The organism is Bradyrhizobium sp. 27S5, from assembly GCF_037217225.1.
GTDB lineage: Bacteria > Pseudomonadota > Alphaproteobacteria > Rhizobiales > Xanthobacteraceae > Bradyrhizobium > Bradyrhizobium septentrionale.
Genome location: NZ_CP147714.1, coordinates 7,210,161 through 7,224,393, shown reverse-complemented (window position 1 = coordinate 7,224,393; position 14,233 = coordinate 7,210,161). Strand labels below are relative to the sequence as shown.

14 protein-coding genes are annotated in these 14,233 nt (G+C 63.9%); 7 read left to right on the top strand and 7 right to left on the bottom strand.

Annotation, left to right across the window (positions count from 1 at the left end; genetic code table 11):
* Nucleotides 1-21: 21 nt before the first annotated feature.
* The 3 genes from WDM24_RS34065 to WDM24_RS34055 all read right to left on the bottom strand — a co-directional run bounded on the left by WDM24_RS34065 (nucleotide 22) and on the right by WDM24_RS34055 (nucleotide 2,482).
* Nucleotides 22-882, bottom strand: a complete 861-nt coding sequence (locus WDM24_RS34065) for a 23S rRNA (adenine(2030)-N(6))-methyltransferase RlmJ (protein ID WP_338691835.1) — start codon at nucleotides 880-882, stop codon at nucleotides 22-24.
* A gap of 304 nt (nucleotides 883-1,186) precedes the next feature.
* Nucleotides 1,187-1,873, bottom strand: a complete 687-nt coding sequence (locus WDM24_RS34060; protein ID WP_414645646.1) for a ribonuclease T2 family protein — start codon at nucleotides 1,871-1,873, stop codon at nucleotides 1,187-1,189.
* A 114-nt stretch (nucleotides 1,874-1,987) separates the two neighbouring features.
* Nucleotides 1,988-2,482 (bottom strand): hypothetical protein, encoded by a 495-nt coding sequence (locus WDM24_RS34055; RefSeq protein WP_338828884.1) that lies wholly within the window; start codon nucleotides 2,480-2,482, stop codon nucleotides 1,988-1,990.
* A gap of 164 nt (nucleotides 2,483-2,646) precedes the next feature.
* Here WDM24_RS34055 and WDM24_RS34050 point away from each other — a divergent pair, with 164 nt between their 5' ends.
* The 3 genes from WDM24_RS34050 to WDM24_RS34040 all read left to right on the top strand — a co-directional run bounded on the left by WDM24_RS34050 (nucleotide 2,647) and on the right by WDM24_RS34040 (nucleotide 6,452).
* Nucleotides 2,647-2,946, top strand: a complete 300-nt coding sequence (locus tag WDM24_RS34050; protein WP_338828883.1) for a hypothetical protein — start codon at nucleotides 2,647-2,649, stop codon at nucleotides 2,944-2,946.
* Nucleotides 2,947-2,990: 44 nt separating this feature from the next.
* Nucleotides 2,991-3,521 carry a DUF3617 domain-containing protein gene (locus WDM24_RS34045; RefSeq protein WP_338828882.1) on the top strand — a complete coding sequence of 177 codons (531 nt, stop codon included), beginning with the start codon at nucleotides 2,991-2,993 and terminating at the stop codon, nucleotides 3,519-3,521.
* Between the two features lie 951 nt (nucleotides 3,522-4,472).
* The gene (locus WDM24_RS34040; RefSeq protein WP_338828881.1) at nucleotides 4,473-6,452 is read left to right on the top strand and encodes a TonB-dependent siderophore receptor; all 1,980 of its coding nucleotides are present in this window, start codon (nucleotides 4,473-4,475) and stop codon (nucleotides 6,450-6,452) included.
* 38 nt (nucleotides 6,453-6,490) lie between these two features.
* On the opposite strand, the gene WDM24_RS34035 is transcribed toward WDM24_RS34040, so the two are convergent.
* Genes WDM24_RS34035 through WDM24_RS34025 form a run of 3 tightly spaced genes read right to left on the bottom strand, consistent with a single transcriptional unit; the run spans nucleotide 6,491 to nucleotide 9,159 of the window.
* Nucleotides 6,491-7,876 (bottom strand): ATP-binding protein, encoded by a 1,386-nt coding sequence (locus WDM24_RS34035; RefSeq protein WP_166303587.1) that lies wholly within the window; start codon nucleotides 7,874-7,876, stop codon nucleotides 6,491-6,493.
* Between the two features lie 9 nt (nucleotides 7,877-7,885).
* On the bottom strand, nucleotides 7,886-8,590 hold the full coding sequence (locus WDM24_RS34030) for a response regulator (RefSeq protein ID WP_414645783.1): 705 nt from the start codon (nucleotides 8,588-8,590) through the stop codon (nucleotides 7,886-7,888).
* 20 nt (nucleotides 8,591-8,610) lie between these two features.
* Complete coding sequence (locus WDM24_RS34025; protein ID WP_414645645.1) at nucleotides 8,611-9,159, bottom strand: MarR family winged helix-turn-helix transcriptional regulator; 549 nt, start codon at nucleotides 9,157-9,159, stop codon at nucleotides 8,611-8,613.
* A gap of 331 nt (nucleotides 9,160-9,490) precedes the next feature.
* On the opposite strand from WDM24_RS34025, the gene WDM24_RS34020 reads away from it, so the two are divergent.
* The 4 genes from WDM24_RS34020 (at nucleotide 9,491) to WDM24_RS34005 (ending at nucleotide 13,170) form a co-directional block, all read left to right on the top strand.
* A complete protein-coding gene (locus WDM24_RS34020) occupies nucleotides 9,491-10,570 on the top strand; it encodes a branched-chain amino acid aminotransferase (RefSeq protein ID WP_166303590.1) in 1,080 nt (359 codons plus the stop codon).
* A gap of 198 nt (nucleotides 10,571-10,768) precedes the next feature.
* Entirely contained in the window at nucleotides 10,769-12,271 is a 1,503-nt protein-coding gene (gene hisS / locus WDM24_RS34015; protein ID WP_338828880.1) for a histidine--tRNA ligase, read from the top strand.
* Between the two features lie 125 nt (nucleotides 12,272-12,396).
* On the top strand, nucleotides 12,397-12,600 hold the full coding sequence (locus WDM24_RS34010; RefSeq protein WP_018269806.1) for a tautomerase family protein: 204 nt from the start codon (nucleotides 12,397-12,399) through the stop codon (nucleotides 12,598-12,600).
* 174 nt (nucleotides 12,601-12,774) lie between these two features.
* Nucleotides 12,775-13,170: a thioesterase family protein gene (locus tag WDM24_RS34005; RefSeq protein WP_338828879.1), complete on the top strand. Its 396-nt coding sequence runs from the start codon at nucleotides 12,775-12,777 to the stop codon at nucleotides 13,168-13,170.
* Between the two features lie 143 nt (nucleotides 13,171-13,313).
* Here WDM24_RS34005 and proC read toward each other — a convergent pair whose 3' ends face one another.
* Nucleotides 13,314-14,078 (bottom strand): pyrroline-5-carboxylate reductase, encoded by a 765-nt coding sequence (gene proC / locus WDM24_RS34000; protein WP_338832502.1) that lies wholly within the window; start codon nucleotides 14,076-14,078, stop codon nucleotides 13,314-13,316.
* Between the last annotated feature and the right edge of the window lie 155 nt (nucleotides 14,079-14,233).

The window sequence follows — 14,233 nt, the reverse complement described above, 5'->3', positions numbered from 1 at the left end:
CTTTTCAGTGGGTGCTGCGGATTAAGCCTTGAGCGTCTCGAGTCTGAAGCGGCCAGCGCCGCCTTGACCAAGCGGCTTCTCGAGTTCGGGCAGGATGATCTTCAGCTCACCTGCCAACGTCCACGGCGGATTCACCATCAAAAGGCCGGTGGATACGAGGCCGCCGTCGGTTTCTTGCGGTGCCACACTGAATTCCAAACGCAAGCATTTGCCGGCAGGCCGGCTTGTTGCTGCCGCTGCAGCGACGCTGTGCGCGAGCTCGTCGGTGGCCCTCCGGGATTTTACGGGGTACCACAAAAGATACGCGCCAGTCGGCCATTTCGCGAACGCTTCAGTGAAAGCATGGGCCAGTCGTTCGAACTCATCCTTTGCCTCGAACGGTGGATCGATCAGCACCAGACCGCGCCGCTCGTTCGGCGGCACGAATGCGGGCAGCGCCGTCCAACCATCGAGATCGACGACGCGCGCTTGCGCGTCACGCCGCAACGCATCGATCAGTTGCTTGCGCGCCGTCGGTTCGATCTCGCAGGCGGTGAGGCGGTCTTGCGGCCGCAGCAGCGCACGCGCGATCAGCGGCGAACCGGGATAGGTTTTCAGTTCGCCTCTCGAATTGAATGCCCTGACGATGTCGAGATACGGCGCGATCAGCGGCAGCGCCTTGTCGGAGAGTCGCGCCTGCATCAGCCGCGCGATGCCGGTGAGCCATTCGCCGCTGCGCTGCGCTTCGCTCGATGTCAGGTCATAGAGCCCGGCGCCGGCATGGGTGTCGATGACGCGGAACGGCGCCTGCTTTTCCTGCAGATAGGTGAGCATGCGCACCAGCACGATGTGCTTGATGACATCGGCAAAGCCGCCGGCGTGAAAGGCGTGACGGTAGTTCATGGGATAGCAATTACCACGTCATTGCGGGGGGAGCGACTTGTCCGCCGAAGCTCGGGGAGCGTAGGCGGAAGCAATCCATCTCACCACGAGAAAGTATCGATTGCCTCCGCCTTCGCCGAGGCTGCGGCGGACAAGTCGTCGCTTCAGCGCAAAATTGCCCTGCAATTTTGTCGCGAGTTGCTCGCAATGACGGGAAGCGATGGGCTGGAGCATGTTCGGTTCTGATTGAAATCAGAACCGATGAGCCTCCAGTTTTGACGCGTTTTATTCACGTGGACCGGTACCCAGTTCGCTCGAAAAGGCGCTAGCCGCCGCGAACCGGCGGCATCAGCACCTGATCACGGCGACAGGCACGGCGGTCGGTTTCCTCGCAGGAACGGAATTGCAGGTCCTTGCTGAGGCAGATCCGCACCTCGCTGAGCCGCCTGCTGTCGCAGGTCACCGCGATCGCCGAGCTGCTGAGTCCCGGATTGACCTTGATGAACGCCGCCTCCAGTTCGTCGGGCGCGATCGTCTTCGGCTCCGACAATTGCAGGAATTCCTCGGGGATCTTCACCGCGGCGCGGGCCTTGCGGATGGCTTCGAAATAGGCCCGCTCGCCGAGGCCGGAGCAGGTGCCGTGCTTGTCCCACTCGTTGTAGATCAGCCCGGGCGCCGGCATCAGGTCGAGCATCGAGGTCATGATGTTGCGGGCGAGCCGCGGCGAGGGCCGCTGGCAGTATTCCGGAAAGCCCCGCTCATATTGCGGCCACAGGCCGTGCACCACGAAGGAATACGGCCGACCGCTGCACTGGGCCTGCGTGCCGCGGCCATTGTTGCCGCGCTCGCTCGCCGCCTCGCAGAACGAAGGCGACCACGACAGCGACAATACGTAGAAATCGAACTCACCCGGCGCATTCTGGCGGCGATCCTGGGCCGAGGCCCCCACCGCACCGCATAGAACAAAGGCAATCGAAATCAGAAATCGGGAAATTGTGACCAACCGCGGCATCAAACGCTCCCCTCACTCGACCGCCCGGAGCCTAGCAGGCCACCGGAACATTTCAAGAACAAAAGCCGCCGTCTGAATGGCGGCGGCTTCTGCTGTCAGCAATCTGGTCGGAGATCAGGGCCGGGCGGCCTTGCAGGACGGGTTGTAGGCCCAGTTGCGATCGAGGCCGGTCACGCACCATTCGACGCCCGGGCTGAGGCTGAGAGAGTCGCTGACACCGGCAAAACCGCCGTCCTCGATGATCGAATAGTGTACGCCGCGCACCTTGCCGTCGCTCAACATCACGTCGCCCGAGCAATAGCGGCGCGGAATATTGTCGGCCTGCCAGGGGCGGAAGGCGGTTTCGTGGATCCGGTTGAAGCCGGTGATCACGAGCGGCGAATTCCAGAAAGTGGCTTCCTTTTCCTGGAATTGCTCGCTGATGACCCTCAGCGCCCTCTCGCAGGGCGCCACATTGCCGTCATAGCGCGGGCCGGACAGCCAGAAATTCAGCTCGAACGGATTGGCGGCCTCGGCCGTACCCCCGAACGCCAGCAGGCCGACCACCAATGCGGCGCCGAGGCCAAGCTTGTGGCCGAGTTTAGTGCGGGAGTTGAACAGGTTGCGCATGGGAATCCACCCGATGATCCGATGCGCGGACGGTGCCGCGAAGCCCCGGCAAGGTCAAGTGCAGCGCGGCAACACCTGCGGAGAAGTCCACCTCTAGCGGCCGGCTCGTTCTTTTCACGGTGGCCGGCGCACTCTATGTTGCTTCAAGCGAAATGGAGTCTGCGATGCGAAGGAAATTGGCCGCGTGCCTGGTTGCCGTTTGCGGGATGCTGGCCGTTGTACCGGCGCGGGCCGATTGGTTGCAGCCGGTGCCGCCGTTCAAGGGCAATGATACCGGCGGTATCATCGCCTATACGCTGGCAGCCCAGACCGACGCCCGGCAGCTTGCCGTCGATCACTGCGCCTCCTACGGCAAGGTGGTGAAGTTCCTTGCGGTGCAGCGCAATCCGGGCGGCTATATCTCCTTTGCCTGCCGCTGGGTGCCCTACGGCGCGGCCGAGAGGCCGGTGCGCACGCTCTACTGAGCGCGCCGCTCCATTCTCCGATCGTTCAGCCGGGAGCTCACCGCATGACCCGACAGCTTGCCTTGCTTGGTTCGGCTGTTTGCCTCGTCTTGTCCGCCGGCGCCGCAAGTGCCGTCGACCTGCCGACCCGCAAGGCCGGTCTTTGGGAGATGAAAATGCTGCGCACTGGCGGGCCGATGCCCGAAATCACCATGCAGCATTGCACCGACGAGACCACCGACAAGGAAATGAGCGCGGCGGCATCGCCGATGGCCAAGGAAGTCTGCTCCAAGCAGGATATCCAGAAGACCGCGACCGGCTATGTCAGCGATTCCGTCTGCAGCGTCGCCGGCATGACGGTGCAGAGCCACGCCGAGATCGTCGGCGATTTCAATTCCGCCTACACGGTCACGAGCACCTCGCATTCCGAGGGCGGCGCGGCGGGCACCCGCGACACCACGATGACCATCGAGGCGAAATGGCTTGGCGCCTGCAAGGCCGACCAGAAGCCCGGTGACATCGTCATGCCCGGCGGCATGAAGATGAACGTCAAGGACATGGAAAAGCTGAAGGGCCTGCTGCCCAAGCAGAAGTAGGGCGCAGCGCACTGACGTCGCGCGCCTGAATGTATCGCCTCTCATCTCGAGAGGCTGTGACGCTTTGCACCACCTCCATTGCGAGGAGCTCGCAACAAAACTGCAAAGCAATTTTGCGCTGAAGCGACGACTTGTCCGCCGAAGCTCGGCGAAGGCGAACGCGATCCAATTCGCAGCTTGCTTGTCGAGGAGCGATGGCTGCTTCGCGCAGCCTAACATCGCGCGCGTTCGCCCGCCCCGTTAGATGCGATGACATGGATAGCGCGCATCACTTGCGAGGTGCTGGCCTTGATCGCGCGCGAAAATGCCAAGGGCATTGCAGGACGAAATCAACATCATTGAACGATCGCTGCGTGCCTCGCGCTCGAGCAATCTGAGAAAGCGAAGACGCGCATCGAATTCTTCGCGCTGCAAGCGTGCTGCGACTACATGTCGTTTTGAATCGCTCCAGTGTTGCGCATCTTGAATCGTTCCAGTGTTTCGCATCGTGTGCGCTTCAATGGATTCTATTTTGCGCGTGTGGAATTTCGCTCAACCCGCCGATAGAAGTCCCCCCCAATCGATGCCCGCTGAGTTGCGAACACGCGGCTCGATCACGATCAACTGGGGCAGTGTGGGGATTGTTTGGTGGGAATGGCTTCGTCGCGGGGCAAGCGCGGCTTGCTCGGATCAACGGCTGCGATCAATGCGGCGTTTCTCGGTTCGGTGTTGCTTTTACCAGTGGGAGCAAACGTCGCCAACGCTCAGGCGCAAACCAGTGCTCCGCCGAACAATGTAAGCGTGCTCCCTCCGGTGACGGTGGATCAACCTGATGCGGCAAAGAAGCGCGGCGCCGTCGCTTCAAGTCAGCGCGCCAGGACTTCGCGCACGGCCGCGGCGAACCAGCGCCGCGATGCGGCGCCCGTTCAGAGCCAGGCTCCGCGGGCGCAAGGCGGCGGAGGCGCGATCGGCGTGACGACCGGATACGTGGCAACCAACAGCACCGCCGGCACCAAGACCAACACGCCGCTGCTCGAAACGCCGCAATCGCTTTCGGTGGTGACGCAGAAGGAGCTCAGGGATCGCAACGTTCAGACACTCAAGGACGCCGTCAACTACACGCCCGGCGTCACGACCACGGCATTCGGTTATGATCCGCGGTTCGATAGCTTTTACATCCGTGGCTTCGATGCGACCTACACGGGGATCTATCGGGACGGCCTGCGCCAGGGCGGCGGCAACTTCGCCATTCCGAAGATCGAACCCTACGGTCTCGACAGCGTGTCGATCCTCCGTGGTCCCGCCTCGGGCCTTTACGGCCTTGGCTCTCCGGGCGGCATCGTGGATGTCACCACGAAGCGGCCGACGTTGACGCCGTTCGGCGAGGTGCAGCTGCAGGCCGGCAATTATGACCGTTACCAGGGCAGTTTCGATATCGGTGGCCCGGTGCCCGGCAGCGATCAACTGTACTACCGGCTGACCGGTTTGCTCCGCGACGCGAAGACCTGGTATCCCGGCAATGACGACGATCGCGCCTACATCGCGCCTGCTTTGACCTGGCGGCCGGACGCCGATACGTCCTTCACCATCCTGAGCGAATATCAAACCAGCCGCACCGCCGCGAGCATCGGCAATTTCCGCACGGTTGACGGACAATTGACCAACATCTACTCGAATGATCCGGCCTTCAGCGCCATGGACCAGAAGCAGTATCGGATCGGTTACGCGTTCGAGCACAATGTCGACGACGTGTGGACGGTGCGGCAGAATTTCCGCTTCTATCAGGTCGACGTGGACGCGAAATACACCCAGATCGATTCCATCGACTATAGCACCAATCTGGCGTCGCGCTCCGCCTGGCGGATCCTGGACAGCTTCAACACCGTGACGCTCGACAATCAGGCCGAGGCCAAGTTCATGCTCGGCGCGATCAGGAACACGGCCCTGTTCGGCGTCGACTACGGTCACTCCTACTACAACGACAAGATCGGCTACGGAGCGGCTCCCGATCTCAATCTTCTGACCATGAACTACGGCGCCCAGGCCATCGCGACGCCGGCATTCTCGATCTTCAACAAGCAGTCGACTGACGAGGTCGGTGTCTATGGCCAGGAGCAGGCCAGGCTCGGAGGCTTCATCCTGACGCTCAATGGGCGCCAGAGCTGGGTATCGCAGACCACGACCGCAGGTCTCGACGGCATTCCGTCAACGCAAAAGGCGACCGCCTTTACCGGCCGTGCGGGCCTCAGCTACGTCTTCGACAATGGCCTTGCGCCCTATGTCAGCTACGCTACGGCATTCAGCCCGCAGGTCGGCGTCGACGCCTCGGGATTGCCGTTCAAGCCGACCACCGGCGAGCAGACGGAAGCAGGCATCAAGTACCAGATGCCGCACGTTCCGGTGCTGCTGACCGCCGCGGTGTTCGACATCACGCAGGACAATGTGCTGCGCACCGATCCCAACAACATGGCATTCCAGGCGGCAACCGGTCAGGTCGAATCGAAGGGCGTCGAGCTCGAGGCGAAGCTCGCGCTCAAACAGGGGTTCGATCTCACCGCCGCCTACACCCATCTCAACGTGGTGATCACCCAGGGCAATCCCGATACGACCGGCCATGAGCTCTCCGGCATTCCGCGGAATTCCTTCGCCGCCTTTGGCAAATACACGTTCCAGTCCGGCGTCCCCGTCGAAGGGCTCGGGCTTGGCCTGGGGGTCCGTTACATCGGGACCAATTTCGGCAACGACCAGAACACGTTCCAGAATGCAGCGACAACATTGTTCGATGCCGTGATCGATTACGATCTCGGCAAGCTGGACCGGCGATTGCTCGGAGCCACGATGCGGCTGAACGCGACCAACCTGTTCGACAAGCACTATCAGACCTGCCAGTCCGGCTATTGTTATGCCGGCGAACGGCGTCAGGTCATCGGCACCTTGTCCTATCGCTGGTAGCGGCCATTCCTGAGCTTCGAGCCGAAGGCAGAGCTTTGCTACACCGGCACCCGCACCGCCGCCCGCAAGCCGCCCATCGGGCTTTCGCTGAGCAAGATGTCGCCGCCATGCGAGCGGGCGATGTCGCGGGCGATCGCAAGGCCAAGCCCGCTGCCGCCCTCGTCCTGGTTGCGCGCATCGTCGAGCCGCAGGAACGGCTTGAACACTTCCTCGCGCATCGCGGCGGGGATGCCGGGCCCGTCGTCGTCGATCGTGACGTTGAGATAGCGATGGTCGCGGTGGCCGGTGATCGAGATGGTGTTGGCGTGGCGCGCCGCGTTGGAGACAAGGTTGCCGAGGCAGCGCTTGAACGAGGCCGGCTTCACCGTCACGACGGGCAGGCCGTGGAATGCCACCGTCGCGGTGTGGCCGTGGCGCTCGGCGTCGCTGCGCAATTCCTCAAGCGCCAGCGCCATGTCCGTCGGCTGCGCGACCTCGCCGGAATCGCCGCGCGCAAAGGCGAGATAATCCTCCAGCATCATCGACATCTCGTCGACGTCCTTGCGCATCGCGTCGATCTCGGGGCCTTCGCCGATCAAGGCGAGCTCGAGCTTGAAGCGGGTCAGGATGGTGCGCAGATCATGCGAGACGCCGGCGAGCATGGCGGTGCGCTGCTCGATCGAGCGCTCGACGCGCGCCTTCATCTCGATGAAGGCCTGCGCCGCGCGCCGCACCTCGCGCGCGCCGCGCGGCCGGAAGTTCGGCGCTTCGCGGCCCTTGCCGAAACTTTCGGCGGCGTCGGCAAGCCGCAGGATCGGCTTGATCTGGTTGCGCAGGAACAGCACTGCGACGATCAACAGAATCGTCGAGGTGCCGAGCATCCAGAAGATGAAGATCTCCGAATTGGAGGCGTAGGCCGCGCTGCGCTGGGCGAAGATCCGGATCACCGAATCGTCGAGCTGCACGCGGATCTCGACCAGGTTGGACTTGCCGACGGTGTCGATCCAGAACGGACGGCTGATCTGGCGGCCGAGCTGCACCGAGAGCGTCTGGTCGAGCAGCGAGAAGAACGGCTTCGGTCCCGGCGGCGGCATGTCGCCGGTGGGGAGGAAGTCGACCACCAGCTGCAGCTTCTGGGCGATGCGGCGCAGCTGCGCGCGATCCTTGTCCTGCGGATAGGTCTTGTAGACGTCGATCAGCGCGGCAATGTCGGATACCACCGCGGCCGACAGCCGCCGCGTCACCGTGTTCCAGTGCCGCTCCATGAACACGAACGCGACCACGGTCTGCAGGATCACCATCGGCACGATCATGATCAGCAGCGCGCGGGCGTAGAGGCCGGTTGGCATCCAGCTCTTGAACGCATTGCCCATCCAGCCGTTCGCCTTCGAGACGCGCTGCGAGGCGTTCTTGATCAGGGTCAGGCCGGTGTCGAGCGTGCTCATGGCTGCATCTTACGGCGAGGCCACCAGGCGATAGCCGATGCCGCGCACCGCCTGCAGGAACAGCGGATTGGCGGGATCGTGCTCGATCTTGCGGCGCAGGCGGTTGATCTGCACGTCGACCGCGCGCTCATTGACGGTGCCGCCAGAGGTCAATTCGGCGCGCGGCACGGTCTCGCCGGGCGCGCTCGCGAGGATGCGCAGCATCTCGCGCTCGCGATCGGTGAGATGGATAATTTCCTCGCCCTGGCGCAGCTCGCTGCGCTCGATGTGGAAGATGTAGGGGCCGAACGCGATCTGCTCGACGGTTACGACCTGCGGCGGCGTGGTGCGCTTGAGGATATTGCCGATGCGAAGCACGAGCTCGCGTGGCTCGAACGGCTTGGCGACATAATCGTCGGCGCCGATTTGCAGGCCCTCGATGCGGGCTTCCGCCTCGTGGCGGGCGGTCAGCATGATGATCGGCACCGTCGAGGAACTGCGGATGAAGCGGGCGAGGTCGAAGCCGTTTTCGCCAGGCATCATCACGTCGAGGATCAGCAGGTCGAAATGCAGCCCGAGCAGCTTGGCACGGGCGTCGGTGGCGCTCATCGCCGTGGTGACGCGATAGCCCTCGCCGGACAGAAAGCGCGACAACAGGTCGCGAATACGCCGGTCGTCGTCGACCAAAAGGAGATGCGGTGCGTCGTCGGCCGGCTCGGCCGGTGTCCGCAGCATGGTTGCAGCCTGCACCAGGTTCACTCCCTCGTTTTTTTGCCGACGCCGAAGATCGCTTCGAGCACCTTGTCGGGATCGTCGCGGTCGATCATCGCGCGGAGGAACTGGCGAACGGTCTCGACGCCGGCCGGATCGATCCCGGCGATCGCGCGGTTGATGCGGTCGGTCTGCAGTCCAGCGAGCTTGGCGACCAGCGCCTCGCCCTTCGGCGTGGCGTAGAGCAGGCGCTGCCGGCGGTCGTTGTTGCCGGTCTTCTGCACGATGTAGCCCTCGTCCAGCAGCTGCTTGAGCACGCGGCCGAGCGATTGCTTGGTGATGCGCAGGACGTCGAGCAGGTCGGCGACCTTCAGGCCGGGATAGCGGGTGACAAAGTGGATGACGCGGTGGTGGGCGCGGCCGAAGCCGAACGCCTCCAGCTCCTGGTCGGCGTCGCCGACAAAGTCGCGGTAGGCGAAGAACAAGAGCTCGATGATGTCCCAGCGCAGGTCGCGCCCGCCCGCCGCGGGAGCGTGGTCGTCTCCCTGCGAATCGGGCTTGGCAGCCATGCCTGAGAAATTTATGTCAGTCATATTGACGTATCTTGGGTTCAATGTTACAAAACTGCCTGTCACGACGAAACATTAGGTCGTTTTGTCTTCGACAGCGTTTGAGGCGGCCTGAAAGAGCCTGTGAGGCGGTTTGGACCGCAAATTGGACTACCGTGCGATTGTCGAGCGGCATTTCGGCAAACATACTGGACTTCAGCATTCCGCAAAAGCATGTCTAAACGGCATGTTGGCGCAGGCAACCGGCCGCAGGGCCGGTGGTGGTGAAGTTCGGGCCAAGCCGAGCCGGGAGGCTCCGGGGGAAACAGGCCGGCGCCGGACATTGCGTCGGTTCCGACAGCGGAAAGCAAGAAAAATGACTTTGAACTTCGACATCCAGCCTTCGCCGAATGCGACGCCCGACAAGGACCGCGCGGCCAGGCTCGTGGACCCAGGCTTCGGCCGGGTCTTTACCGATCACATGGCGATCGTCCGCTACAGCCAGGGCAAGGGCTGGCACAGCGCGCGCATCGAGGCACGCGCGAATTTCCCGCTCGATCCGGCCGGCGCGGTGCTGCACTACGCCCAGGAGATTTTCGAAGGTCTCAAGGCCTACAAGCGCGACGATGGCGGCGTGAACCTGTTCCGTCCCGACGCCAATGCCCGGCGCTTCCATAATTCGGCCGAGCGCATGGCGATGGCGCCGCTGCCCGAGGACGTGTTCATCGACGCGGTCGAGCAGCTGGTGCGGATCGATCGCGCCTGGATCCCGGGCGGCGAGGGCAGTCTCTATTTGCGGCCCTTCATGATCGCGAGCGAGGTCTTCCTCGGTGTGAAGCCGTCGGCGGAATACATCTTCTCGGTGATCGCTTCGCCGGTCGGCTCCTACTTCAAGGGCGGCCCGGCGCCGGTGTCGATCTGGGTGTCGGAAAATTACACGCGCGCCGCGATCGGCGGCACCGGCGCAGTCAAATGCGGCGGCAATTACGCGGCAAGCCTGCGCGCGCAGGCCGAGGCGATCGATCGTGGCTGCGATCAGGTCGTGTTCCTCGATGCGGTCGAGCGCCGCTATATTGAGGAGCTCGGCGGCATGAACGTCTTCTTCGCGTTCGACGACGGCTCGCTGCTGACGCCGCCGCTCGGCACGATCCTGCCCGGCATCACCCGCGACTCGATCATCGCGCTTGCCAAGGATGCCGGCACCCGCGTGCGCGAGGAGCCCTACACGATCCAGCAGTGGCGCACTGATGCCGCGAGCGGCAAGCTGAAGGAAGCGTTCGCCTGCGGCACCGCGGCCGTGATCTCGCCGATCGGCAAGGTGTGCTCGGCGAGCGGCGACTTCCAGATCAGCGGCGGCGCGGCCGGCCCGGTCGCGATGGGCCTGCGCAAGAAGCTGGTCGACATCCAGTACGGTCGCACCAACGACCCGCATAACTGGATCAGAAACGTCCAGTAATTGGCGCCTACTCGATACCGCCGGATATGTTATTTGGCGTCATTCCGGGATGGTCCGCCGACCAGACCTCAGATGCGCAATTGCGCATCGGGGAATCTCGAGATTCCGGGTTCGCGTCTTCGACGCGCCCCGGAATGACGGCGGACGAATAGACTGCCCCGGTTGCCGCCTTGCGCGCCGGCTGGTAAACGGCCGCTCATGGCCGAAAAACCCAAAAAACCCCAGAAACTGAAGGCGCGCCTGCCGCGCGGGCTGGAAGATCGTGGCCCCGCCGCGATCAATGCCACGCGGCAGATGGTCGAGAAGATCCGCGCCGTCTACGAGCTCTACGGCTTCGAGCCGGTGGAGACGCCGGCGATGGAATATACCGACGCGCTCGGCAAGTTCCTGCCCGATCAGGACCGTCCCAACGAGGGCGTGTTCTCGTTCCAGGACGATGACGAGCAGTGGATCTCGCTGCGCTACGACCTGACCGCGCCGCTCGCGCGCTATGTCGCGGAAAACTTCGACGCGCTGCCGAAGCCTTATCGTTCGTATCGCTTCGGCTACGTCTTCCGCAACGAGAAGCCCGGTCCCGGCCGCTTCCGCCAGTTCATGCAGTTCGATGCCGACACAGTCGGTTCGGCGACGCCTGCGGCCGACGCCGAGATTTGCATGATGGCGGCCGACACCATGGAAGCGCTCGGCATTCCGCGCGGCAGCTATGTGGTGAAGGTGAACAACCGCAAGGTGCTAGACGGCGTGCTCGAGGCGATTGGCCTCGGCGGCGACGAGAATGCGGGTCGTCGCCTCACGGTGCTGCGTGCGATCGATAAATTTGATCGGTTGGGCGAAGACGGTGTACGCGCTTTGCTTGGGGGAGGCCGCAAAGATGAAAGCGGCGATTTCACCAAAGGAGCCGGACTGGAAGAAGATGCGATTACGCGTGTGCTCGCCTCTACGTGTCCCGAGATTGGTACAAATGAAGAAATCATCACAAAGCTGATGCTCGTTTCGGACTCTGGGATCGGCCGTGAGGGCATTAGCGAACTGGCCAATATTGCGCAGCTTGCCGCCGCGTCCGGCTACGGCGCGGATCGTATCCGCATCGATCCCACCGTCGTTCGCGGCCTCGAATACTACACCGGCCCGGTCTATGAGGTTGAGCTGCTGCTCGATACCAAGGACGAGAAGGGCCGCCCGGTGCGGTTCGGCTCGGTCGGTGGCGGTGGCCGCTACGATGGCCTGGTCTCGCGCTTCCGCGGCGAGCCGGTGCCGGCAACCGGCTTCTCGATCGGCGTGTCTCGGCTGCAGGCCGCGCTGACGATGCTCGGCCAGCTCGACACGCAGGCCGAGTTCGGCCCCGTCGTCGTCACCGTGTTCGACCGCGACCGCGTCGCCGACTACCAGAAGATGGTCGCCGAGCTGCGCCAAGCCGGCATCCGCGCCGAGCTCTATCTCGGCAATCCGAAGAACATGGGCAACCAGCTCAAATATGCCGACCGCCGCAACTCGCCTTGCGTGATCATCCAGGGCTCGGATGAGAAGGCGCGCGGCGAGGTGCAGATCAAGGACCTGATCGAGGGCGCCAAGGCCGCGGCCGCGATCGCCTCCAACCAGGAATGGCGCGAAACACGTCCCGCGCAGTTCTCCTGCACAGAGACCGATCTCGTCGCCAAGGTCCGCGAGGTCCTGGCGCGGCATGACGTGGCTTGGGGCTGAGCTGGGGATAGCTGGATTGTCATGCGCGGGCTTGACCCGCGCATCCATCTTCAAAAAGATGGCGCGCCCGGCCAAGCCCGGTCAGCTGCAGTTTGTGCGTCAACAATAACAAGGGAGTTCTTCCAATGCCTGAGATCACCGTGAGCATGGCCGCCGGCCGCACCGACGAGCAGAAGCTCGGCATGATGCGCGACATCACCCAGGCGCTGGTGAAGAATCTCGGCGTCGATGCCGACGCGGTCGTGATCCAGATCAATGAAGCGCCGCTGCATCACAAGATGAAGGGCGGCAAGTCCTTCGTCGAGCGCGCCGCCGCGGCGAAGAAATAGCCCCTGTCTCTCCACGGGTCGTCCCTGCCTTGTGCGCAATTGCGCACTGGCGCAGGGACCCATAACCACTGATGCCAGTCGTTGCGCTCGCTGGGGCCCCAGCCTTCGCAACAACCAGCTTTGGTGGTTATGGGTCCCGGCTCAAGGCCGGGACGACAGTCTTTTTGAGGCCACATGGACGCACGCGACTTCATCAAGATCGGTATGAGCGCCGAGCGCATGCTCGTGGTGCCGCCGGAGCGCACGGTCGGGCACTTCGTGCCGGGCATGCCGATGGTCTATGCGACGCCGATGATGATCCTCGAAATGGAGATGGCCTCGGGCGACGCCATCCGCGGCGCGCTGCAGCCCGGCTGGGTCACGGTCGGCACCGAGGTCGATATCCGCCATCTCGCGGCGGCGCTGGTCGGCGCCACGGTGCGAACCACCGCGAAGGTGATCGCGGTCGAGCGCCGCGTGATCCGTTTCGAGGTCGAGGCCTTTGAAGGCCCGCGCAAGCTCGGCGAAGGCCGCCACGCCCGCGGCCTGATCAATGTCGAGAGTTTCAACAAAAGGCTTGGGGCGGCTTAGGCCAAATACTCCGCGTCATCCTGAGGTGCGAGCCTTGCGGCGCACTTGCGCCGCTGGGCGAGCCTCGAAGGATGGGCCACGGGCCGTGCACCCTTCGAGGCTCGCTTTCGCTCGCACCTCAGGGTGACGGGATTAACAGACGGCTACTTCGCCAATTCCTTTGAGCGCCGGGTCGCGGCCGCGATGGCGCGAGTCATCAGCGGCTGCATGCCATCGTTCGCCATCAGAACCTCGAGCGCAGCAGCCGTGGTGCCGCCGGGCGAGGTGACGTTCTGCCGCAACGTCGCCGACGGCAGATCCGAGCGATGCAGCAACTCGCCGGAGCCCGCGACGGTCGCCCGCGCCAGCGTGGTCGCAAGCTGCTCGGGCAGGCCGGCCGCGACGCCGGCGCGGGCCAGTTCCTCGGCGAGCAGGAAGACATAGGCCGGGCCGGAGCCGGAGACCGCGGTCACTGCGTCCATCAGGCTCTCATCGTCGACCCATTCGACGAGCCCGGTTGCCTTCAGCAGCGCATCGGTCGTGGCGCGCTGCGCGGCGGTGACGCGCTTTGACGGCACCGCGACCGTGATGCCGCGGCCGATCGCCGCCGGCGTGTTCGGCATCGCGCGCACCACCGCGCCGCCGACAACCTCTTCCAGCGCTGACATGGTCGTGCCAGCCATGATCGAGACCACCAGCGTCGAGGGGCCAACGAACCCCTTCAGCGCGGCGCCGGCGTCGCGGAACGATTGCGGCTTCACCGCGACGACAAGCGTATCGACGGTGCCGAGATCCTTCGCCTGCGGATTGAGCCGCACGCCCTTTGCGGCGAGCGCGGAGATCTCCGGCGAGAGATACGGATCGATCACCGCGACCTGCTTGGGCGCGAGGCCCTGTGCGAGCCAGCCGGTCAGCATCGCGCCGCCCATCTTGCCCGCGCCCGCAAGCGCGATGGTGCCGGTAGTATCAGTCAATGCGCTGCTTGATGTGTTCACAGGTGTCACCACCGTTCGTCGTCCCGGCGAAGGCCGGGACCCATAACCACATGTGGTTCTAGTGAAGCGAGGGAGGAGCGACAAGCAGT

Excerpts from the sequence above, each read along its gene's own strand:
- WDM24_RS34035 (WP_166303587.1), bottom strand. The coding sequence starts at position 7,876 with ATGAGCACGCTCGACACCGGCCTGACCCTGATCAAGAACGCCTCGCAG.
- WDM24_RS34050 (WP_338828883.1), top strand. The coding sequence starts at position 2,647 with ATGCGAAGGAAATTGGCCGCGTGCCTGGTTGCCGTTTGCGGGATGCTG.
- WDM24_RS34060 (WP_414645646.1), bottom strand. The coding sequence starts at position 1,873 with ATGCCGCGGTTGGTCACAATTTCCCGATTTCTGATTTCGATTGCCTTT.
- WDM24_RS34005 (WP_338828879.1), top strand. The coding sequence starts at position 12,775 with ATGGACGCACGCGACTTCATCAAGATCGGTATGAGCGCCGAGCGCATG.
- WDM24_RS34030 (WP_414645783.1), bottom strand. The coding sequence starts at position 8,590 with ATGCTGCGGACACCGGCCGAGCCGGCCGACGACGCACCGCATCTCCTT.
- WDM24_RS34025 (WP_414645645.1), bottom strand. The coding sequence starts at position 9,159 with ATGACTGACATAAATTTCTCAGGCATGGCTGCCAAGCCCGATTCGCAG.
- WDM24_RS34055 (WP_338828884.1), bottom strand. The coding sequence starts at position 2,482 with ATGCGCAACCTGTTCAACTCCCGCACTAAACTCGGCCACAAGCTTGGC.
- WDM24_RS34065 (WP_338691835.1), bottom strand. The coding sequence starts at position 882 with ATGAACTACCGTCACGCCTTTCACGCCGGCGGCTTTGCCGATGTCATC.
- WDM24_RS34045 (WP_338828882.1), top strand. The coding sequence starts at position 2,991 with ATGACCCGACAGCTTGCCTTGCTTGGTTCGGCTGTTTGCCTCGTCTTG.
- proC (WP_338832502.1), bottom strand. The coding sequence starts at position 14,078 with ATGGGCGGCGCGATGCTGACCGGCTGGCTCGCACAGGGCCTCGCGCCC.
- hisS (WP_338828880.1), top strand. The coding sequence starts at position 10,769 with ATGGCCGAAAAACCCAAAAAACCCCAGAAACTGAAGGCGCGCCTGCCG.
- WDM24_RS34010 (WP_018269806.1), top strand. The coding sequence starts at position 12,397 with ATGCCTGAGATCACCGTGAGCATGGCCGCCGGCCGCACCGACGAGCAG.
- WDM24_RS34020 (WP_166303590.1), top strand. The coding sequence starts at position 9,491 with ATGACTTTGAACTTCGACATCCAGCCTTCGCCGAATGCGACGCCCGAC.